The sequence below is a fragment of the Pseudodesulfovibrio tunisiensis genome (genome assembly GCF_022809775.1).
Lineage (GTDB): Bacteria > Desulfobacterota > Desulfovibrionia > Desulfovibrionales > Desulfovibrionaceae > Pseudodesulfovibrio > Pseudodesulfovibrio tunisiensis.
Genome location: NZ_CP094380.1, coordinates 42,713 through 62,013 on the forward strand (window position 1 = coordinate 42,713; position 19,301 = coordinate 62,013).

At 60.5% G+C, this 19,301-nt stretch carries 20 protein-coding genes and 1 riboswitch; of the genes, 8 read left to right on the forward strand and 12 right to left on the reverse strand.

Annotation, left to right across the window (positions count from 1 at the left end; translation table 11 throughout):
* Positions 1 to 107: 107 nt before the first annotated feature.
* Positions 108 to 1,835 (reverse strand): glycosyltransferase family protein, encoded by a 1,728-nt coding sequence (locus tag MPN23_RS00245; RefSeq protein ID WP_243545475.1) that lies wholly within the window; start codon positions 1,833 to 1,835, stop codon positions 108 to 110.
* A gap of 65 nt (positions 1,836 to 1,900) precedes the next feature.
* Here MPN23_RS00245 and MPN23_RS00250 point away from each other — a divergent pair, with 65 nt between their 5' ends.
* The 5 genes from MPN23_RS00250 (at position 1,901) to ruvB (ending at position 5,520) form a co-directional block, all read left to right on the forward strand.
* Entirely contained in the window at positions 1,901 to 2,500 is a 600-nt protein-coding gene (locus MPN23_RS00250; RefSeq protein WP_243545476.1) for an RlmE family RNA methyltransferase, read from the forward strand.
* Between the two features lie 54 nt (positions 2,501 to 2,554).
* Positions 2,555 to 3,301, forward strand: coding sequence for a YebC/PmpR family DNA-binding transcriptional regulator (locus MPN23_RS00255; RefSeq protein WP_243545477.1), 747 nt, complete (start codon positions 2,555 to 2,557; stop codon positions 3,299 to 3,301).
* Between the two features lie 3 nt (positions 3,302 to 3,304).
* A complete protein-coding gene (gene ruvC, locus MPN23_RS00260; protein WP_243545478.1) occupies positions 3,305 to 3,811 on the forward strand; it encodes a crossover junction endodeoxyribonuclease RuvC in 507 nt (168 codons plus the stop codon).
* Between the two features lie 108 nt (positions 3,812 to 3,919).
* Positions 3,920 to 4,537, forward strand: coding sequence for a Holliday junction branch migration protein RuvA (gene ruvA, locus MPN23_RS00265; protein WP_243545479.1), 618 nt, complete (start codon positions 3,920 to 3,922; stop codon positions 4,535 to 4,537).
* Positions 4,534 to 5,520, forward strand: a complete 987-nt coding sequence (ruvB, locus tag MPN23_RS00270) for a Holliday junction branch migration DNA helicase RuvB (RefSeq protein WP_243545480.1) — start codon at positions 4,534 to 4,536, stop codon at positions 5,518 to 5,520. The genes ruvA and ruvB overlap by 4 nt, the downstream gene beginning before the upstream one ends.
* A 32-nt stretch (positions 5,521 to 5,552) precedes the next feature.
* On the opposite strand, the gene MPN23_RS00275 is transcribed toward ruvB, so the two are convergent.
* The gene (locus MPN23_RS00275) at positions 5,553 to 5,771 is read right to left on the reverse strand and encodes a hypothetical protein (protein ID WP_243545481.1); all 219 of its coding nucleotides are present in this window, start codon (positions 5,769 to 5,771) and stop codon (positions 5,553 to 5,555) included.
* Between the two features lie 210 nt (positions 5,772 to 5,981).
* Here MPN23_RS00275 and MPN23_RS00280 point away from each other — a divergent pair, with 210 nt between their 5' ends.
* On the forward strand, positions 5,982 to 6,434 hold the full coding sequence (locus MPN23_RS00280) for an ATP-dependent zinc protease family protein (protein WP_243545482.1): 453 nt from the start codon (positions 5,982 to 5,984) through the stop codon (positions 6,432 to 6,434).
* A complete protein-coding gene (rimK, locus tag MPN23_RS00285) occupies positions 6,431 to 7,336 on the forward strand; it encodes a 30S ribosomal protein S6--L-glutamate ligase (protein ID WP_243545483.1) in 906 nt (301 codons plus the stop codon). Before MPN23_RS00280 ends, rimK begins: the two co-directional genes overlap by 4 nt.
* Before the next feature lie 138 nt (positions 7,337 to 7,474).
* Here rimK and MPN23_RS00290 read toward each other — a convergent pair whose 3' ends face one another.
* The 6 genes from MPN23_RS00290 to MPN23_RS00315 all read right to left on the reverse strand — a co-directional run bounded on the left by MPN23_RS00290 (position 7,475) and on the right by MPN23_RS00315 (position 14,577).
* Positions 7,475 to 8,074: a transporter substrate-binding domain-containing protein gene (locus MPN23_RS00290; protein ID WP_243545484.1), complete on the reverse strand. Its 600-nt coding sequence runs from the start codon at positions 8,072 to 8,074 to the stop codon at positions 7,475 to 7,477.
* 445 nt (positions 8,075 to 8,519) lie between these two features.
* Positions 8,520 to 8,594: riboswitch (cyclic di-GMP riboswitch) on the forward strand.
* Positions 8,595 to 8,792: 198 nt separating this feature from the next.
* Positions 8,793 to 9,590: a sulfite exporter TauE/SafE family protein gene (locus tag MPN23_RS00295; protein ID WP_243545485.1), complete on the reverse strand. Its 798-nt coding sequence runs from the start codon at positions 9,588 to 9,590 to the stop codon at positions 8,793 to 8,795.
* Positions 9,591 to 9,592: 2 nt separating this feature from the next.
* Positions 9,593 to 10,615 (reverse strand): alpha-hydroxy-acid oxidizing protein, encoded by a 1,023-nt coding sequence (locus MPN23_RS00300; protein ID WP_243545486.1) that lies wholly within the window; start codon positions 10,613 to 10,615, stop codon positions 9,593 to 9,595.
* Positions 10,616 to 10,736: 121 nt separating this feature from the next.
* Positions 10,737 to 11,432, reverse strand: a complete 696-nt coding sequence (locus MPN23_RS00305; protein ID WP_243545487.1) for a FadR/GntR family transcriptional regulator — start codon at positions 11,430 to 11,432, stop codon at positions 10,737 to 10,739.
* Positions 11,433 to 11,615: 183 nt separating this feature from the next.
* Positions 11,616 to 13,622 (reverse strand): sigma 54-interacting transcriptional regulator, encoded by a 2,007-nt coding sequence (locus MPN23_RS00310; protein ID WP_243545488.1) that lies wholly within the window; start codon positions 13,620 to 13,622, stop codon positions 11,616 to 11,618.
* Positions 13,623 to 13,737: 115 nt separating this feature from the next.
* The gene (locus MPN23_RS00315; protein WP_243545489.1) at positions 13,738 to 14,577 is read right to left on the reverse strand and encodes a mechanosensitive ion channel family protein; all 840 of its coding nucleotides are present in this window, start codon (positions 14,575 to 14,577) and stop codon (positions 13,738 to 13,740) included.
* 193 nt (positions 14,578 to 14,770) lie between these two features.
* Between MPN23_RS00315 and MPN23_RS00320 the strand changes: the two genes are divergently transcribed.
* Positions 14,771 to 15,697: a 4Fe-4S binding protein gene (locus tag MPN23_RS00320; protein WP_243545490.1), complete on the forward strand. Its 927-nt coding sequence runs from the start codon at positions 14,771 to 14,773 to the stop codon at positions 15,695 to 15,697.
* Between the two features lie 64 nt (positions 15,698 to 15,761).
* Here MPN23_RS00320 and MPN23_RS00325 read toward each other — a convergent pair whose 3' ends face one another.
* The 4 genes from MPN23_RS00325 to wtpA all read right to left on the reverse strand — a co-directional run bounded on the left by MPN23_RS00325 (position 15,762) and on the right by wtpA (position 19,250).
* Positions 15,762 to 16,271 carry a nuclear transport factor 2-like protein gene (locus MPN23_RS00325; protein ID WP_243545491.1) on the reverse strand — a complete coding sequence of 170 codons (510 nt, stop codon included), beginning with the start codon at positions 16,269 to 16,271 and terminating at the stop codon, positions 15,762 to 15,764.
* Positions 16,272 to 16,376: 105 nt separating this feature from the next.
* A complete protein-coding gene (locus MPN23_RS00330; protein WP_243545492.1) occupies positions 16,377 to 17,429 on the reverse strand; it encodes an ABC transporter ATP-binding protein in 1,053 nt (350 codons plus the stop codon).
* Positions 17,426 to 18,256, reverse strand: a complete 831-nt coding sequence (locus MPN23_RS00335; RefSeq protein WP_243545493.1) for an ABC transporter permease — start codon at positions 18,254 to 18,256, stop codon at positions 17,426 to 17,428. Before MPN23_RS00335 ends, MPN23_RS00330 begins: the two co-directional genes overlap by 4 nt.
* A 7-nt stretch (positions 18,257 to 18,263) precedes the next feature.
* On the reverse strand, positions 18,264 to 19,250 hold the full coding sequence (gene wtpA, locus MPN23_RS00340; protein ID WP_243545494.1) for a tungstate ABC transporter substrate-binding protein WtpA: 987 nt from the start codon (positions 19,248 to 19,250) through the stop codon (positions 18,264 to 18,266).
* Positions 19,251 to 19,301 lie beyond the last annotated feature (51 nt).

A 19,301-nucleotide genomic window follows, 5' to 3' on the forward strand; every position in this document is an offset into this window, starting at 1 on the left:
CCTCGTCTGCCTCGTTCTAGGGGGGGCTTAGTGCCCAAACCAAAAGCAGAGTTTTTGTGCGGATGGAGGTGGCTGACAGTTTCTGGTTGCTGAATTCAGCAATGTAGTCAGAATTTGTAGTCAGTAACAAAAAAAGGGTTTACGCGATTTGCGTAAACCCTTGATTTTCTTGGTGGAGACGAAGAGATTTGAACTCTCGACCCCTGCCTTGCCTTGCGAAGGCAGTGCTCTCCCAGGGGGGGTACGGCCCCGGGGGGGGGGGGGGGGCCCGGGGTTGGGGGGGGGGGGGGGGGGTTTTTTTTCCCTTTTTCCAAAAAAAGAAAAAAAAACGCGGTAACGCGGTTTGCGTATGTGTGGTCGCGAAGGATCAGGGCCTGCCATTCGCGTTGCAGTTCGCGGCGTTTCGGGGTGTCCTCGGCGTGGTGCGCGAACAGGGCCGGGATTTCGGCCGGAGTCATGAATGTGATCGGTTTTGTCAGCTCATCCGGGAAAATGTCGAGTCCCGGGTTCGCATCCGTGAGCAGGAAGCCGCCTGCGCACCACACGTCGAAATGGCGTTGGGTCAGCCCGGCCGGGAGCTGCATGCCGGTTATGTTCAGACTGGCCCGGGCCGTGCGGTAGACGGCCGGAAGATGTGCGTAATAGTCCAGCAGCGGGCGCACTTGAGCCGTGATGCCGTCGGTTCTGGCCCAGCGGTCGTCGCCGAATATCACGGTGTCCGGCCCGGATGCCGCGAGGCAGCGAGCCTTCCAGACGAACGAGGCGACTTCCGCGCCGACTCCGACCTTGCGTTGGTCATTGCCCGGCCACTTGCGATCCACCGGGACGTTTGCCGACCACCAGTGATAGTCGGGCCGCTCGCCGTGTTCCAGCATGGTCACGGCCTGATCGAGCAGGGCTTCATCCGGTGACAGTCCTGCGAAATACTGTTCCTTTTTCGGAAATTCCGATCTCCCGACAAAGACGAGCCGGTCGCCGATGCCCTGTGCCGCGTCCGGCAACTGGCCGGGGGCACCAAAGAGGTCGGGGCTGGCTGCCAGAGGCAGGTGGTGCACGGAGCGGGCGCCCATGTCCTGAAGCGGCTTGATGAACGTGCTGTCCGTGACGAACAGGTGCGCCTCCTTCCAGTATGGGGATTTTACGGAAGAGAGCAGGTGAAACGGATTGTCCACCAGCCAGATGCCGACCTCGGCTCCGGCCTCGCGCAGCAGGTTGTAGCCGAGTCCCCACGGTTCCAGTCCCTTGAAGTTCACGGATAGGAACAGGGCGGGGACGGTCACGCTGAGCAGTGGAGCAAGTTCGGTTCCGGGCGAACGTTCCAGTTTTTCCGGGTTGGGGGAGGCCACCGCGTATCCGGCCTGTTCAAAGGCAAGGGAAAGTTCTCTGCCAAGGAGGTCGCCGGGGCGCGTGGGCAGCCATATGGACTTGCGTCTGACCAGCGGCGGATGCAGAGCCACGGAAAGCCGGGCCGCGAGCGGTGCCCAGAAGCCCGGAAAAAGACGCAGGTTGGGACGGTAGCGGATCACGCAAGACGATGCGAGCAGGGCCGGAGTCACCTCTTCGGGCGACAGGTGCGTGAATTGCGCGGGGATGGATTCGGCCCATGCCGGACTTGCCTGTTTTTCGAATTCCGGGCACTCCACATAAAGGACATGGTCGGACGGCAGCTCGAACCAGTCCGCAAGTTTGTCCGGTTCCGGGCCGAGACCCAGCAGAAGCGTCCTGGCTCCCTTGGCCGGGGGGCAGCCGTGCAGCTCGAATTGTCCCTTGTCCGCCGGAACGGATTTGAGGAGGCCGAGTTCGTCCGTGATTCGCATGCGCTCGGGTCTGGTCATGTGGCTCCCCTTGGCTTTTGCGGCTGTTTCGGCTAGGAATCGCACCACACAAAGGGGGGCGACCCATGAAACAGTACCGCGATCATTACTTCAAACGGGCGAAAAAGGAAAACTATCCGGCCCGTTCCGTCTACAAGCTACAGGAGATGGACAAACGTTTCCATCTTTTCCGCAAGGGCCAGAACGTGCTCGATCTGGGCGCGGCTCCGGGCTCATGGACCCTGTTCGCAGGCAAGAAGGTCGGCGCGGAAGGCCGGGTGCTGGGCGTGGACATCCAGTCCACGGAAACCGAATTCCCGGCGAACATCACGTTTTTGCAGGCCGATGCATTCGAGGATTCCCCGGAGCTGCTGGCCGCCATGGAACCGTTGTTCCCCTTTGACCTCGTCATCAGCGACATGGCCCCCAAGACCACGGGCGTGAAGTTCACGGATCAGGCCAACTCTCTGGAACTCTGCGAACGCGCTTTCGAGGTCGCCACCCGGCGGCTGGTCAAGGGCGGGCATTTCGTGGTCAAGATATTTGAAGGTCCGGACACAAAGGCCTACATTGACGGGGTGCGTCCGTATTTCAGCAAGGTCAAGGTGTTCAAGCCCAAGAGTTCCCGCGCGGAAAGCAAGGAGACCTTCATTCTCGGGCTTGGCTTTAAGGGAGTTGAGGGGTAATCTACCCGGTCAACTTGGAATCAGGAAGAATATTTTCGGCATACAGGAGGATTTATGGCTGGACACAGTAAATGGGCGAACATTCAGCACAGGAAGGGGCGTCAGGACGCCAAGAAGGCGAAATTCTTCACCAAGGCCGCCAAGGACATCATTCTTGCGGCCAAGGCTGGCGGCGGCAACCCCGAAGACAACTCCACCCTGCGTCTGGCCATCCAGAAGGCCAAGGCCGTGAACCTGCCCAAGGACAAGATCGAGAACGCCATCAAGAAGGGTACCGGCGAACTGGCTGGCGGCGACATCGCGGAAGTGATGTACGAGGGCTATGGCCCGAACGGCGTGGCCCTGCTCATTGATGCCGCCACGGACAACAAGAACCGTACCGTTGCTGAAATCCGTCACATTCTGAACAAGAACAACGGCAGCATGGGCGAAGCCGGTTCCGTTGCCTGGATGTTCAACAAGAAGGGCGTGTTCATTTTCTCCAAGGAAAACGCCACTGAAGATGCACTGATGGAAGTTGGGCTGGAGGCCGGTGCCGAAGACATCATCGACGACGGCGACAGCTTCACCGTACAGACCGCGCTTGGCGATTTCATGGTCGTGAAGGAAGCGTTCGACGCTGCGGAAATGGTCTACGAGTCCGCCGAGGTTTCCCAGGTCCCTGACACCATGCTGGAAGTGGACAAGGATACCGGCCTCAAGGTCATCAGGCTCATGGACGCTCTGGAAGACAACGAAGACGTGCAGAAGGTCTACGTGAACGCGGACTTTCCCGACGACGTCTTCGACGATCTCGACTAGTTCATGAGCCGGGAAAGCGGAATCGTCGTCCTCGGTCTGGACCCGGGCTCCCGGGTCACGGGCTATGGTATTGTCCTGGAACGCTCCGGGCAGGCCGAACTCCTTGCCGCAGGGACCATCCGCACTCCGGTAAAGAAGCAGATGGCCGCCCGGTTGGGCGTGATTTACGATCAGCTTCGCGATTTGATCGTGGAACACGGCCCGGCCGAGGCCGCCATTGAAAACGTTTTTGTTTCCAAGAACCCTTCCAGTGCCCTGAAACTCGGTCAGGCGCGCGGTGCTGCCATGGCCTGCTGCGCCATGCACGGTCTGTCCGTTGCCGAGTACGAGCCTTCCAAGATCAAGAAAAACCTCGTGGGGCTGGGCAATGCGCCCAAGTCGCAGGTCGCTTTCATGGTTGCGCATTGTCTGGGGGTGACCCGGCCGGACTGGGCCGAGGATACCTCGGACGCGCTTGCCGTGGCCATCTGCCATCTGAACGAGCGGCGCATGCGCAAACTGTGCGGATAGCGACCGGTCGGCCACGTCCTGCTTCGGCTTGAATATCCCGGTGCACAATGGCATAAGGGGTCGAGCCGGAACGCTTTTTCCTTTCCGCAGATCGAACGGAGGCTTTTCATGATCGCATATCTTCAGGGCACGCTGCTGTCCGCCGGGGAATTTTCGCTCGTGCTGCTCACGCCGGGCGGCGTGGGATACGAAGTGGCCGCGCCTGCGTCCGTTCTGGCCAGGCTGCCTGCCAAGGGCGGCGAAGTCACGCTTTTCGTGCACACGCAGGTGGGAGAAAAAGCTATTGACCTGTACGGCTTTCTGACAGCCGATGATCTCGATCTGTTCCGTACCCTGATCTCCATCGACAAGCTCGGCCCGAAAAAGGCGCTGGCCATTCTCGGCCGGTTCGACGGCGATCATCTGCGGGAAATCGCGTTTCGCGAGGACGTGAAGACCCTGTCCACGGTTCCGGGCATCGGTCCCAAGTCTGCGCGTCAGATATTGTGGAATCTCAAGGAAAAGGTCGAGAAGCTCAAGCCTTCCCTGTCCGGCGGGGCGGTGCCTTCCATGCCGACCGGGCCGCAGGGCGAATACATGGACGCGCTTGCAGGCCTCAAGGGGCTGGGCTACTCTGAGGATGAGGCCCGGCCTCTGGTAAAGGAAGTTTTTGAAGCGGAACCTGACCTTGATGCTGCCGGAGCCATCCGGCAGGTGCTCAGGAAAATTGCGGCGGCCCGTTCATGAAGTCGACTCTCCCCGAGGAAAACGTTCGTCCCAGACATCTGTCCGATTTCATCGGTCAGGAAGATTTGCGTGACAATCTTCAGGTGTTCATCCGTGCGGCCACGGAGCGCGGCAAGCCTCTGGACCACACCCTTTTCTATGGCAATCCCGGTTTGGGCAAGACCACTTTGGCCCGGATCATGGCCAGCGAACTGGGCGTGAACATGGTGTCCACGTCCGGCCCGGTGCTGGAGCGTTCCGGTGATCTGGCCGCCATTCTCACGAATCTGGATCGCGGCGACATTCTGTTCGTGGACGAGATTCATCGCATGCCCGCCACGGTGGAGGAAGTGCTGTACCCGGCCATGGAGGATTTCCAGATCGATCTGGTCATCGGTTCCGGTCCGGGCGCGCGCACGGTCAAGCTGGACATCGAGCCGTTCACCCTTGTTGGTGCGACAACGCGCCTCGGCCTGCTTACGTCGCCATTGCGCGATCGGTTCGGCTGCATTTTCCGCATAGAGTTCTACAGCCCCGAGGAACTTGCCGAGATCGTCCGAAGATCGTCGAAGATTCTCGGCGTGGAGGTCGATCCCGAGGGCGCACTGACCATCGGTCGTCGTTCGCGCGGCACTCCGCGCATTGCCAACCGTTTGCTGCGTCGTGTTCGCGACTATGCCCATGTGCACAACAACGGCGTGGTTTCGCAGGAAATCGCGGACATGGCGCTCCAGCGTCTGGACGTGGACGACTTCGGTCTGGACCACATGGACCGCAAAATCCTGTCACTGGTGGTGGAGACCTTCGGAGGCGGCCCTGTCGGGGTCAAGACTCTGGCCGCAGCCTGCTCCGAAGAGGTGCGCACCATCGAAGACATCTACGAGCCATACCTCATCCAGTGCGGGTTTCTGAAACGCACCCCGCGCGGCCGCGTGGCCACGGCCAAGGCATACAAGCACCTCAAGCTGCGCTACGAAGGCGAGGATCAGCGCAAGCTGTTCTAGCAGTCTGCACCGTCGGTGTTTTCGACGGCCTGCTAGTATTCCTCGTCCCGACTCGGCTTGCCCTTTCCCGAGATCAGCCTGCCACAATTGTTGCAGGCCTGACTGTCCCAACCCGGGGTCGCGCCCTCGCGATCCAGCTCCACTTCATTCTTGTAGCCGCAGGCCGCGCAGATTACCCGGGCCACCTGCCTGTCTGGATCGTATTCATACTGCTTGCCGCCGACGGTTACGGTTCCGGTGTATTCGCTCATGATTGCCTCCCTCGGATTTGATTCAAGAATACCGTTGCCCGCGTTGTACGGCAAATGATTGTTGACGATTTTCCATGCCGTTTTTGCATGAGGCCGGTGAAAGCCGTGTTTTTTGGTGGACAGGGATCGGGAAAGCGACTACATCAGCGCGGTACCTGATGAAAGGGCGTTCTGCTCTTCATGTTTATTCAATAATAACGGTTTGTTGCCATGAAAATTGTCACGGGGTGGCGCGAGGTTGTGTCCCTGCCCGGACTCGGGATCGAGTCCATTCGGGCCAAGGTGGATACCGGGGCCAAGACCTGCGCGTTGCATGCTTGTTTTATTGATGAATTCTTGCGCGACCAGCAATTGTGGGTCCGATTCGGCGTGCATCCCCGCCGCAATCGGGAAGACTTGCTCGTGGAGTGCGAGGCTTGTGTCTCGGATCGCCGCAGCGTGATGAATTCCGGCGGGGGCAGGGAGTTTCGGTATGTGATCATGACCGAGGTCTGGCTCGGTTCGCTGCGTCAGTGCGCGGAGATCACCTTGGCAAATCGCGAGGATTTGTCCTACCGCATGCTGCTTGGCAGGAATTTTCTGCGTGGAACATGTCTTGTCGATTCGGAACTGTCCTACGTGCTTGGCAAAAAGCCGCCGCGCCGTTCGGGAGAAATGAAATGAAGATCGTGATTCTGTCCCGCAAGCGGGAACTCTACTCCACCCGTCGTCTCGTGGAGGCCGCCGAGGAACGCGGACATGTGGTGCGGGTCATCAATCCGCTTCGGTGCTACATGAACATCACCGCGCACAATCCCCGTGTCTGCTACAAGGGCGAATGTCTGGACGACGTGCAGGCCGTGATTCCGCGCATTGGCGCGTCCATCACCTTTTACGGCACCGCGGTCGTGCGCCAGTTCGAGATGATGGGCATCTACTGCCTGAACGAGTCCGTGGCCATCACCCGTTCGCGCGACAAGCTGCGCAGCCTGCAGCTTCTGGCCCGCAAGGGCATCGGCCTGCCCGTGACCGGGTTTGCCAACTCCACCATGTACACGGATGACCTCATCGAACTGGTGGGCGGTCCGCCTCTGGTGGTCAAGCTGCTGGAGGGCACGCAGGGCGTGGGGGTTGTGCTGGCCGAGACCCAGCAGGCAGCGGAAAGCGTGATCGACGCGTTTCGCGGCCTCAAGGCGAACTTCATTGTTCAGGAGTACATTCAGGAAGCCAGAGGCGCGGACATTCGCTGTTTCGTGGTGGGCGGCAAGGTGGTCGCGTCCATGAAGCGGCAGGGCAAGGAAGGGGAGTTCCGTTCCAATCTGCATCGTGGAGGCAAGGCCACATCCGTGAGGATCACGCCCGAGGAACGCTCCACGGCGGTGCGCGCCGCAAGGATCATGGGGCTGAGTGTTGCCGGCGTGGACCTGCTCCGTTCCAATCACGGTCCAGTGGTCATGGAAGTCAATTCCTCGCCCGGGATCGAGGGCATCGAGCATGCCACGGGCAAGGACATTGCCGGAACCATCATCGAATACATCGAGAAGAATGCGCGACCCAATTGCACGGCGACCCGGGGCAAGGGCTAGCTGACTGCGTCGGTAAAGCGATTTGTCCTTTGGGCAACGAACCGGGCACGCTCTTTCGGATGCTGCGAAAATATGGGCCGGGACAATGCGAACAGGCATTGCTCCGGCCCTTTTCTTGTCGGGAGACGTTGTGCTGTCCTACTCGGCGGGCTCATTGGCGTTGGCATCAAGAAATGCCTGTGCCGGTTTTTGCATGAGCTGTTTGTAGTGGCGATCGAAATCAGGGCGCAAATCCTGGGGAATCCATGTTGCAAGCAGGTCATGGAGCCGCCCGGAAACAATCTCCCGGGCGAGTATCTCATCGATGCGGTACAACATGTGCCTGCCCCATGCATCGCGGGGACCGGCCATGTACCCGGGCGTGAATTCCGGTTCGGCCTCCAGCGCCGGAACAATGGCGATCTGATCGCCAATGCCCATCTGGTTGACGAGATAGGCCGTGGCCGTGGGGTCGAAGACGGTCCAGTCCACCCGTCCCTTGATGAGCATGGTGAACATGTGCCGGATGCCCTGCGTGTTGGGCAGGGCCACGGTTCTTGCGCGATGTATGTATTTGTTCAGGAAGGGCTGCATCCGGCCGTAGTCCACGCGGGGCATGTATCCGAAGATCAGGTCCGGGGTGGAAAGAAGGCCCTTGAGGGAGGCCTTGCCCGTGGGGGCGAGTCGGTCCCGGTCCCGAGCGCGGATGGCGACCATGGAGCCCACGGCAAGGCGGCAGGGCACCGTGCCGAATTGCATGAATTTTTCCCGCTTCGCGCTTTTTGAGCACGCCGGCGGCGATGCATTGGCCATGGTCGGTGATGTCGCTCAGTATGCGCTTGGGCGAAGCCGCGATGCGGGTGTGGCGGTATTCGGGTAGCTGCTTTTGCAGCATGTCCTGAAGCTCAACGCCGTATCCCCTTACTGTGCCGTCGATCTCCATGAACATGGGCGGCAGGATGAAATATGGCCATGTCACCAGACTGTCGCCGGTCCGGGCATTGGCGGCCGGGCCGGACAGGAGGATGACCGCAAGCAGGATGGAGATCGGAAGCAAGTGTCTGCGCATACAAAAACCTTTTTCCCAGCAATACTATGAAGGATTGGTTCCAGCAAGACCCGATTCCGGGGAGCGGACCTTGATGATTTCCGTTTCTGGGAGTCCGATTGGGATTGACTCGATTCCATGGGGCTTGTATTCGAATTCAGCCAAAGCCAAACCCGCTGCGAAGCGGGGACGGAAAGCCACGGGTCTCACGAAGACAGCCGGGTTGCCGAACTCCCTTCCACAACACCCCTCCGGCCGTCCGATTCGTGGCTTTCCGAGGCCTTGGCCTGTCTGTACGCCATTTTGCGTAATCGTTTGCTTGTATCCTTGATATTGACTTCAAGGTCAATCTTTCTTTTTGTCGCAAAAGAGGCCCGGACGCATTGTCTTGCGTCCGGGCCTCTTTTCTTGTTTCAGGATTCCGACTGGTCAGAATATGCTGATCAGCATGCGGGTGGCGACCACCAGAAGCAGGATGGCGAATATCTTCTTGAGCTTGCCCACGGGCAGGCTGTGCGCCAGACGCGCGCCCAGCGGAGCGGTCAGGGTGCTGGTCACGATGATGCCGAGCAGGGCCGGAAGATAGATGTAGCCGATGGTGTAGTCGGGCAGGTTGGTGGCGTTCCAGCCCGACACGATGTAGCCGATGGTGCCGGAAATGGCGATGGGCAGGCCGATGGCCGCGGCAGTGCCAATGGCCGTGTGCATGGCCACGTTGCACCACGAAAGGAACGGCACGGACAGGGTGCCGCCCCCGATCCCGACCAGCGCCGAGAATATGCCGATGCCGTTGCCCACGCCGAAAATGCCTGCTGTTCCGGGAAGTTGGCGCGAGCCCTTGGGCTTGGCACCCAGAAGCATGTTCGCGGCCACGAAATAGAGGAAAATGGCAAAGAAGCCCTTCAGGAAATTGGTGGACAGGCTGCCCGCGATCACCGAGCCGAGGTAGGTACCTGTGATGATGCCCGGGGTGATGCGCCAGAATGTTTTCCAGTCCACAGCGCCCCGGCTGTGGTGGGCGCGGACGCTGGACATGGATGTGAAGATGATGGTGGCCAGGGATGTGCCCAGAGCCAGATGCTGGATGTGCTCGTGTGCAAACCCCTGGGCCGGGAAGGCAAAGGCGAGCATGGGAACGATGACGAGTCCGCCGCCGATGCCGAGAAGTCCGGCCAGAATTCCGGCGACGCCGCCCAGAGCAACATAGAGAATGATGGTGGTGAGCATGATCAGTCCTCGTGGAGAATGCGTTTGTCGATGGAAGCGATGTCATTGCAGCCCGTCAGGACCATGGCCTGAACCAGTTGCGCCTTGAGCGTGTCGATGTAGGCACCCACGCCTTCGCGCAGGCCACCGAGAGCGGCTATGGAGAACGGGCGGCCGATCATGACCGCGTCCGCGCCCAGCGCCAGCATCTTGAGCACGTCCACGCCGTCGCGGATGCCGCCGTCCACGAGCAGGCGGATTCTGCCCTTGGCCGCGTCGGCAATGCCCGGAACCACCTTGGCCGTGCCCGGAGCGTGATCCAGCACGCGTCCGCCGTGGTTGGATATCACGATGGCGTCCGCGCCGACCTCGGCGGCAAGCAGGGCTTCGTCCGGAGTCATCACGCCCTTGAGGATGAATTTCGCTCCCCAGGAATGAATGCGTTCGATGATCGCAGCGAGCTCGTCCGGAGTCTTCGGCGTGACCGGGCGGCCCATCTGGCGCAGGGTGATGAGGCCTGCCGCATCCACATCCATGCCGAAGATGCTGCATCCGGTTTCGCGCGCCTTTTCCAGCTTTTCAACCATCTCGCTGCCATCCCACGGCTTGATGAACGGAATGCCATGTCCCTCGGCCTTGCGTATGGCAGCGAAGCCGCTTTCGTGGATCATGGGGGGCACGCCGTCGCCGGTACAGCCGATCACTCCCTTGTCCCGGCAGCCGCAGACAATGGCCTCGGCGTAATCCTCTTCGGAGATTCCGCCGCCCATGTTGAAGGAAATGCCGCCGATCGGGGCGGCCATCACGGGCATGGACAGGGGAATGCCCAGCACCGAGGTCGAGGTGTCCGGCTGAATTGCATTGTGCAGCAGGCGCATGTTCAGCGTGACATCGGCCAATGCGGTCACGTTGTTGCGAAAGGCCGAGCCCGTTCCCAGACCGCCCATGCCGGGCACCTCGCCGGCGCATGCCCTGCCGTCACAGATCTTGCAGACGCGGCAGTACCCTTTCATCAGTTCACGAGCCTTTTCCCTGATTTCCTTCATGGCAGCATTCCTTTCGGCCCCGTGGCCGTGTTGGTTGTCGGACAGGAGGGAATACAGCGATGTTTCGTGAATCGCGTTCCGCCTTCCGCTGTTTTCCGTTGTCTGTCCCTTTCGCTGGCTGTTATATCTCTCCCGCAAGAACCATGGATTCTATCTCGACGAGATGGCTTTTCATGGCATCCGCAGCTTCCTGCCCGTTTCCCGAGGCAATGGCCTCGACGATTCGGGCATGGGCGGCAAGGGAAGCGTCCTGTCGGGCTGCGAACTGGAGTTCGCCGGTCCGGGTCTGATACAGGATGCCGTGCATGCCTGTGACAAGCTCCAGAAGAACGGAGTTGCCGGATGCGGCTGCAATGAGTTCGTGAAAGCTGTTGTCGTGCTTCTGGGCGGATTGCCCGGAAAGGATGGCCTGCTTCTGTTCGCGGATCACCTGTCGGAGCTTGAACACGTCGTCGTCCGTGGCGTTTTCCGCAGCGAGTCGGCTGATTTCCGGCTCAATGAGCATTCTGGCCTGAAAGATGTCCTGAAGTCGGGTCTTGCCGCACTGGATGGCCCGGGCAAGAGTTTCCACCAGTTGATCCGGGCCTGCGTCGCGCACGAAGGTCCCCGATCCCTGTCGGCTTTCCACAAGGTCCTTTTCCGCCAGAGCGCGGATGGCTTCGCGCACGGTGTTGCGGGAGACGCGGAACATGGCAGCCATTTCCCGTTCCGGCGGAAGCCTGTCCCCGGGCCGGAGCTTGCCGGAATCGATCATGGATCGAATCTGGCGGACGATATCCTCGTAAATGGATTTTTTGCTGACTGGCTTGATATCCATGCTGTTCTCCTGCAACGCCGTGTTGTTGGTCGGGCCGCAAACCATCCTTGCCATCCGTGCACCGGCCCTCGCCATGTCGGATGACAATAGGCACAATTGGTTGGACCAATGATCCGGTTAGACCAATGGTGCGGGAGCGTCAAGAAAAAAAGTGGTGTGTCGTGGAGGCGGAGGAGGCGTGAATTACAGGTCGAAATCCTTGAGCTTGCGATAGAACGTGGCGCGGGAGATTCCCAGAATGCGGGCAGCTTCGGTGCGTTTCCCCCTGGTCTGGGCAAGGGCATGGGCCATGGCCTCGCGGGTGACGGCGACGCGGCCTCCGGTCCGGAGCGGTTGAGCCGCCCGAACCTCTTCGGGCAGGTGGTGTTCACTGATCACGTCGCCGTCGCTGATCATGTGCGCGAACTCCATGGCGTGCTTGAGCTGGCGGACATTGCCGGGCCAGGCGCAGGCAAGCAGAGCCTTTGTGGCACCGGCGGAAAGGGACTTGGCGCGTTCGCGATCTTCGGCAATGCGTTTCAGGTAATGGCGGGCGAGCAGCAGTACATCCTCGTCGCGCATGCGCAGGGGAGGCAGGGTGAGCCTGATGGCCGAGAGTCGGTAGTAGAGGTCCTCGCGAAACGAGCCGTCCCGTATCCTGCCTTGCAGGTCTGCATTCGTGGCTGCGATGATGCGTACATCCACCCGCCGGGTGTCCGAGGACCCCACGCGTTCGAATTCCCGGTTTTCCAGAAACCGCAGCAGCTTGACCTGCACCGGCAGGGATACATCACCGATTTCGTCCAGAAAGAGCGTGCCCCCGTCCGCGCGTTCGAAACGGCCTACGCGGTCCGCGATGGCCCCGGAAAACGCGCCTTTGACATGGCCGAAGAGTTCGCTTTCCAGCAAGGTTTCGCTCAGGGCCGCGCAATGCACGGCCACGAACGGGCCCTTGCCACGGGCGCTGTGATCGTGCACGGCGCGGGCCACCAGCTCCTTGCCCGTGCCGGATTCGCCGGTCACGAGCAGGGACGAGTCCAGTCTGCCCACCCGGCGGATCATGGAAAAGACCTGACGCATGGCACGGCTTTCGCCGACAAGGCCCATGTCCGTGCCACTGCCTTCGGTCATGCGTTCCAGCTCCCGCATGCGGGTCACGTCCCGGAGCTGGACAATGACCACGGGATCGTAGTCGTCGTGGCCCGGGATGTAATAGGTGCTGCACGACACGTCCATGTGCGTGCCCTGAACCAGACCGCTGAACTCCGCGTGCCTGTTCACCTTGCGGTCGAGGGTTTCGGTCACGATTTCCTCAAGGCCGGGGCCGCTGGTTCTGCCGTTGGAGGATGCCTGGGCAAGGGTTGCATACAGGTTGTTCCGCTCCAGAACGCGGCCTTGGCTGTCCAGCATGGCGTAGCCGTCCACAGTGCAATCCAGCAGGGCGTGAAATCGTTCGTCCGTGAGCTGATGCCGCTGGCGTTCCAGAGCCAGTTCCTCGGACAGGGCATGGTAGTCGGTCAGGTCCACCACGGCTCCGGCAACGCGAATGGGGTGGTAATTCCTGTCGCGCAGTGTGGGGAAAAGGTGGAGCAGGAATTTTCCGTATTCCCTGTCGTCGTATTTGATGCGCATGTTCAGGCGGACCATGCGCGATTCTCCCCGGGCGAGGTTGTCCAGAACTTCGGCGAGTCGCGCCGTGTCCCGGGGATGGGCGCGTCCGGGCAGCCAGGTCGCGGGATTGATGACCGGGGTGTCCGCTCCGATCATGGCCGCACAGGTCGCGTCCAGTGCCATGGCTCCGGATGCAAGATCGATGTCGGCCAGTCCGATGACCAGATCAGGGGAATCCAGACAGAAAAGCAGACGGCGGGCATGTTCGGAAAAATGCAATACCGTGATCGTGAAGCGTGCGCCGGTTGCGTCGCAGTGGAGGCTCTTGACCGAAAAGACGCTCTGGTCCCCGTCCGGAAAGGCATAGGGGAATTCCAGACACGCGGTTTCGCCGTTTTCCAGCACCGTCATGTCTCCGGATTCGAGCTGAGCCTGATCCTCTGGACTCAGGCCGGGCAGGGGCGCGCGTCGGCCATGCAGTTCATCCCGGTACAGCCGGAACAGTTCGCAGTAGGCATCGTTCGCGTATACAACGCGCAGTTCGTGGTCTCGGACCACCACGGGCATGTCGTAGGAGCTGAAAAAGCGTTCGTGAGGCATGATTCTCCTTGCGCGGCTGAAAATGTCTCAATTGAGACAATATGTGGTTTCGGCAAGGATGACAAGAAGGAACGGGACCAGCCGCCACTGGGGGAGACTGGTCCCGTGATGCAGACTATTGGTCGGCGATCTGGTGCACGTGCACGTCGCGTTGAGGGTATGGAATGGATATTCCGGCCTGATCAAAGGCGATCTTGACGCGTTCGTTCAGGGCCCAGTACACGGCCATGTAATCCTGCCGCGCCACCCAGGAGCGGACAGTGAAATTGACGCTGGAATCGGCCAGTTCGCTGACCGCCACCACGGGAGCGGGGTCCTTGAGAATGCGTTCGTCCGCGTCGAGGATGTCCTCGATGATCCGGCGCGCTTCGGCAATGTCGTCGTCGTAGCCGATGCCGAACACCATATCCACGCGGCGGGTCGGATTGGCCGAGAAATTGATGATGGTGGAGCCCAGAATCGAGGAGTTGGGCACGATGATCTGCTTGTTGTCCGTGGTGGTCAGAATGGTGTAGAATGTCTTGATGCCCTGAACCGTCCCTGTCTGGCCGGAAATGGTGATGAAGTCGCCCTTCTTGAAGAACTTGAGCAGGATGAGCATCACGCCGGCGGCAAAGTTGGACAGGGTGCCCTTGAGTGCCAGACCGATGGCCAGACCTGCGGCGCCCAGAATGGCGAGGAACGAGGTCACGTTGATCCCGGCCTGACCAAGAGCGGCCACCACAACCGCGGCAAGCAGCGCATAGTAGATGATGTTGCGCAGAAAGCCGACCAGAATTTCTTCGACTCCGGCCTTGGTCATGATTGCGCCGATCACTTTTGCCAGTCGTTTGGACAGAAAACGGCCGACGATGAAAACGGCAATGGCGATGAGGATGTTCAGGCTGTGAACGCTCAGAAAGCCAATGGCCTGTTCCACCATTTGATTGACGGCGTCCGGGGTCAGTTGAATCATGCTTTGCTCCAGAGTGGGAATCGGTTGAAGGGAATCACGAGTGGAAAGCATACCGGAACCCGAATGAAATGCAACAGGGTTAGTCGGACAGGCCCTGCAGGTTGTGAAGATGTTCCCGCGCGTTGACTTTCCCGCTGGTCGCGGTACATTATCTAAACATTCGTTTTAAATACCAACCGACACAAGTACAATCATGCATATTCCCTTTGTCAAACCTTCGACCATTGCCTACTGGAAGGAGGCCCGCAAGCAGGGGCTTTCGGTTTTCGACCGTCTTCACGGGTATGTCTACGGACGCTGGTGCTATCACTACATCGGCATGGTGCACGGCAAGTACAAGTGGCTGGCCGCGCTCATTTCTCCGCTGATCGTGTTCATCAACCGGCATTCGCCTTTCATTCCGACCGGGGATTCCCAGCCCGGGGACCCGGGGCAGAAGCGGCCGTCCTGGGCCGATACCTACCACGGCAAGGCCATGCCTCTGGAGGAGGCCACCAAACTGGTGCAGTTGAACAGGTCCGTGAACGTGCAGCTCCCGGAACAGGTGGTGCCCTTTACCCGCGCCCGGGAAATCGTGCTGCGCAATCCGGAACGCATCGTGGTGCTGGACTGCCCGTGCCGCATGGGCAAGGAGAATCCCTGCCTGCCTCTGGACGTGTGCCTGATCATCGGGGACCCCATCGCCTCCTTCATTCTGGAGCATCACCCGGACCATAGCCGTCAGATCACGGCCGAGGAGGCCGTGGACATTCTCAAGGCCGAGAATGCTCGCGGACATGTGTCCCATGCCTTTTTCAAGGATGCGATGCTGGATCGGTTCTATGCCATCTGCAACTGCTGCTCCTGCTGCTGCGGGGCCATGGTGGCGCATCGCATGGGCAATCCCATGCTGTTTTCCTCGGGATATCTGGCCGAGGTGGACGAGGACAAGTGCGTTGCCTGTGGCGAATGCGCTCGCAAATGCCAGTTCAAGGCCATCGGATTTCGCGATGGTTCCGCGTTCATTCGCGAGGATTGCTGCATGGGCTGCGGCGTCTGCGTGAACACCTGCAACAAGGATGCGCTGTCCCTGCGTCTTGCCCCGGAAAAGGGCACGCCTTTGCTGGTGGACAAGCTGTAGACGATCCTTGCAAGCGTGAAATGAAATCCCCCCGGTCGAGGTTCGGCCGGGGGGATTTTTTCGATCAGGTCGAGAAGCGGATGTGGTAGTCGTCCGGCACGATGCCCCGATCCCAGATCAGGGTCAGGTTCGTGACCTTGCGTTGGGCCGTGCAGGTGACCGTGCCCATGAACGGACTGGAGTAGACCGGACCGCTCAGGTCCCTGAACCAGACCGTTCCGGCCATGATGCATTCCGACGTGTTGGCCCAGGCGGATTCCATGTCGTGCCCGCATGCCTTGAACTGGGCATTGAATCGGGTGATATGCGCGAGTCCGTGCTCCATGGGCATGGCCGGACTGCCGGCAAAGCGAATCGTGGCGTCGGGGGCGAAAAAGCGCATTGCCTGCATTGGTTCTTCCGAATCCAGATGATCAAGCAGCTCGGTGAGCCATGCCGGAATGCTGTTCTGAGGGATGAGCGGACGGCTCCTGTTTCCGGTGCAGGCCACGAGCCCGCTTTCGGCAAGAAGCGCGGCAAAGCCCATTCCGGTGGTGGACAGGAATTCCCTGCGCGAGCGATTGGTTCCATCCATTGTCGCCTCCCGGGTTGCGGCCTGTGGGCGGGGACTTCTCCCCTGATTTCATCATGCCATACCCGGAAGGGCTGTCAAGGTGGTGAGACTGTGCCCGGGAATGGACTATTGCCTGTCCGGCATGTGATGCAGAAATTCCCGGGGAAATCCCACGGCAACCGGAGAATCCGGGGCAAGGCCGGAATCCATGACCAGCCGTTGATCCACCAGCGCCAGAAAGGTTTCCTCGCCGCACCGGATTTTTGCGGTCCAGGTGAACCCGGCCCGCTCCACGCGTTCCACCCTGCCGTTGAACACGCACCAGTCCCGCGGAAAGTCGTTCTTGCGGGCCACGGCCACGTCCTCGGGGCGCAATGCGGCATATCCATGTTGCCAGTCCGGCAGTTCGGACAGGCCTTCCACGGTCTGCCCGGCAAACGTGCAGGAGTTGTTGCCGTACACGGCCGGGAACACGTTGGCCATGCCCACGAAATCCGCCACGAACGGCGTGGTCGGCCTGCGGAAGATTTCGGAAACCGCGCCTTCCTGCTCCAGCCGTCCCTTGCGGATCACGGCTGCACGACTGGCAAGGGTCAGTGCATCCACGAAATCGTGCGTGACCATGAGAAAGGTGACACCGGACTCCTGATGCAGTTTCTTGAGCGTACGGCGAAGGCCGTCCCGGAATTGCGGGTCCAGCGAGGAGAGCGGTTCGTCCAGCAGGACCACGTCCGGGGAGCAGGCCAGTGCGCGGGCAAGGGACACGCGCTGCTTTTCCCCGCCGCTCAGCTTGCCGGGTTTGCGTTCGGCCAGATCCGACAGGCCCAGCGTTTCCAGAAGCTGGAGCGCGGTCTTTCTGCCTTTGGTTCGGGAAATGCCGTGATAGCGTTGGCCGAAGGTGACATTGCCCAGCACCGTGAGGTGCGGGAAAAGGGAGTGGTCCTGATAGACCAGAGCCACCTTCCGATGCTCCGGGGGCAGGTTGGTGACGGTGCGTCCGCCGATGGAAATCGTGCCGCCCGAGGTGCGGATCAACCCGGCAATGGATTCCAGAACCAGTGTCTTGCCCGAGCCGGTCGGTCCCATGAGTGCGAAGAATTCGCCGGGAGCCACGTGCAGGGACACGTCGCGCAGGGAAAAGCCGGGCAGGTCGATATGCAGGGAGTCCACACGAATCACTGGTCGACCTCCCGAGGCAGGGAAATGGTTCTGAGTGCCAGAAAAAAGACCATGCTGACCACGATGAGAATCACGGCCACGGGCTGGGACCAGGCAAGGCCGTATGCCGTGAACCTTTCGTACATGAGCACGGGCGCGATCATGGGATGGTAGGCCACGATGATGATGGCCCCGAATTCGCTGATGGCGCGAGCCATGCACATGATCATGCCCACGAGCATGTAGCGCCACGACAGGGGCAGGGTGACCCGGAAGAAGGTTGCCGCCGGGTTGGCGCCGAGTGAGCGGGACACGTTTTCCAGCCGTGCGGGCACGGATTCGATGCCCGCCTTTACCGTATTCACGTAAAAGGGCATGCCCACGAACACGAGTACGGCCACTATGCCGGTGCGCGTGCCCAGAATTTCCACGCCAAGGGCCTGCAAAGCCTGCCCGAAGGCCGTGTCCCGGCCCGTGAGGCCGAGCAGGGCGATGCCCACCACGGGATGCGGGATCATGATCGGCAGGTCGATCAGGCTTTCCACCAGCTTCTTGCCCGGAAATTCGCGTCGGGCCATGACGTAGGCCAGAGGCGTTCCGGTCACGAATGCAATGAGCGCGGCCATGCCTGACGTGGACATGGACAGCCAGACCGACTCCAGCACCTGTGGATCGGCCAGAGTGGTGGAAAGCTGCTCCCACGAGGGGGCGGCAATGGTTCTGGCAAGGGGAAGTCCGATGTACAGCAGCACCAGCGCTGCGGACCCGATCAGCCAGAACCCGAAGCATGCCCCGGGGAGGCTTCGGAATATCGACGCGCCTCCCCGGGACCAGACAGCGGTGTTCATGAAACGGTTATTCGTTGATTTCCACGAATTTCTTCAGGCTGTCGGGCAGGCTGGCCATGCCGTCCTTGGTGGTGCGCACCGGTTCGAACGGCGGCTGGCCCATGTCCTTGAGCACCTTGAGTCCGCCCTGCGGATCGAACATGTAGGCCAGAAAGGCTTCGGTCGCTTCCCTGTTGGCGGACTGGTCGATCATGGTGATGCCGTAGGTGATGGACTTGCCCACGCGTTCGATGAAGGTGCCGGGCTTCTTGCCGGTGACCTTGACGCGGGCGCTCTTGTAGAACGGGGTCAGCTTGTAGTCGCTGAGGTTCAGGTGGTTGTCCAGCGTCACGTACTTGAGACCGTGCTGCACGGCCACGGACAGGTATTCCCATGCATAGTCCATGTGACCGGCCTGAAGCAGGGAAATGAGTTCCACGGATTTGGGCCGGATGTTCTTTTCGGGCCGGTTGGCGATGAGCTGTTCGGCAAGGCCGGGCTTCTTGTAGAATTTTTCCGCGAGCTGGAGCACCATGATGGAGCGGTAGCCGCAGGGGTCCAGATTGGGATCGGAATGGCCCCAGACCACGCCGGGCGTGGACAGGATGTCATACCAGTTGTCTGCGTTGATCCTGTCCGCGAACTTGCTTTTGTCCGTGTAGCACAGCACCATCTGGTTGGTGGCGAAGCGCACGTTCCAGGACGCGAATTTCGGGATCAGGTTCTTGTCGATGACCACATAGTCGGCCGACGCCATGATGTCAGCGGGCTTGCCCACTTCGGAGATGAGCCGGGCCATCTTGGTGGAACCGCCAGCCTCGCGCTGCACGTCCACCTTGGGATATTTGGCTTCGAAGGCCTTTTCCATGGCCGCGAAGGGCACGGACAGGCTGCCCGCATGAAAGATGACGACCTTTCCGGACGGTTCGGCTTGGGCCGGGGACTGCGTCAGCACGAGCGCGGCGCAGGCGAGAATCAGAACGCTGGCAATGGTAAGCACGGATTTGCCTTTCATGGTTTTCCTCTCCTTGGGGGTTCTTTGGCAACTGTTTTCCTCGTTCGGGGT

Bases quoted from the DNA above. Each gene is read 5' to 3' on its own strand.
- MPN23_RS00305 (WP_243545487.1), bottom strand. From the start codon at position 11,432: ATGGATATCAAGCCAGTCAGCAAAAAATCCATTTACGAGGATATCGTC.
- MPN23_RS00255 (WP_243545477.1), top strand. From the start codon at position 2,555: ATGGCTGGACACAGTAAATGGGCGAACATTCAGCACAGGAAGGGGCGT.
- MPN23_RS00335 (WP_243545493.1), bottom strand. From the start codon at position 18,256: ATGAACACCGCTGTCTGGTCCCGGGGAGGCGCGTCGATATTCCGAAGC.
- MPN23_RS00310 (WP_243545488.1), bottom strand. From the start codon at position 13,622: ATGCCTCACGAACGCTTTTTCAGCTCCTACGACATGCCCGTGGTGGTC.
- ruvB (WP_243545480.1), top strand. From the start codon at position 4,534: ATGAAGTCGACTCTCCCCGAGGAAAACGTTCGTCCCAGACATCTGTCC.
- ruvA (WP_243545479.1), top strand. From the start codon at position 3,920: ATGATCGCATATCTTCAGGGCACGCTGCTGTCCGCCGGGGAATTTTCG.
- MPN23_RS00320 (WP_243545490.1), top strand. From the start codon at position 14,771: ATGCATATTCCCTTTGTCAAACCTTCGACCATTGCCTACTGGAAGGAG.
- rimK (WP_243545483.1), top strand. From the start codon at position 6,431: ATGAAGATCGTGATTCTGTCCCGCAAGCGGGAACTCTACTCCACCCGT.
- MPN23_RS00325 (WP_243545491.1), bottom strand. From the start codon at position 16,271: ATGGATGGAACCAATCGCTCGCGCAGGGAATTCCTGTCCACCACCGGA.
- MPN23_RS00290 (WP_243545484.1), bottom strand. From the start codon at position 8,074: ATGCAATTCGGCACGGTGCCCTGCCGCCTTGCCGTGGGCTCCATGGTC.
- MPN23_RS00315 (WP_243545489.1), bottom strand. From the start codon at position 14,577: ATGATTCAACTGACCCCGGACGCCGTCAATCAAATGGTGGAACAGGCC.
- MPN23_RS00300 (WP_243545486.1), bottom strand. From the start codon at position 10,615: ATGAAGGAAATCAGGGAAAAGGCTCGTGAACTGATGAAAGGGTACTGC.
- ruvC (WP_243545478.1), top strand. From the start codon at position 3,305: ATGAGCCGGGAAAGCGGAATCGTCGTCCTCGGTCTGGACCCGGGCTCC.
- MPN23_RS00280 (WP_243545482.1), top strand. From the start codon at position 5,982: ATGAAAATTGTCACGGGGTGGCGCGAGGTTGTGTCCCTGCCCGGACTC.
- MPN23_RS00250 (WP_243545476.1), top strand. From the start codon at position 1,901: ATGAAACAGTACCGCGATCATTACTTCAAACGGGCGAAAAAGGAAAAC.
- MPN23_RS00295 (WP_243545485.1), bottom strand. From the start codon at position 9,590: ATGCTCACCACCATCATTCTCTATGTTGCTCTGGGCGGCGTCGCCGGA.
- wtpA (WP_243545494.1), bottom strand. From the start codon at position 19,250: ATGAAAGGCAAATCCGTGCTTACCATTGCCAGCGTTCTGATTCTCGCC.
- MPN23_RS00275 (WP_243545481.1), bottom strand. From the start codon at position 5,771: ATGAGCGAATACACCGGAACCGTAACCGTCGGCGGCAAGCAGTATGAA.
- MPN23_RS00245 (WP_243545475.1), bottom strand. From the start codon at position 1,835: ATGACCAGACCCGAGCGCATGCGAATCACGGACGAACTCGGCCTCCTC.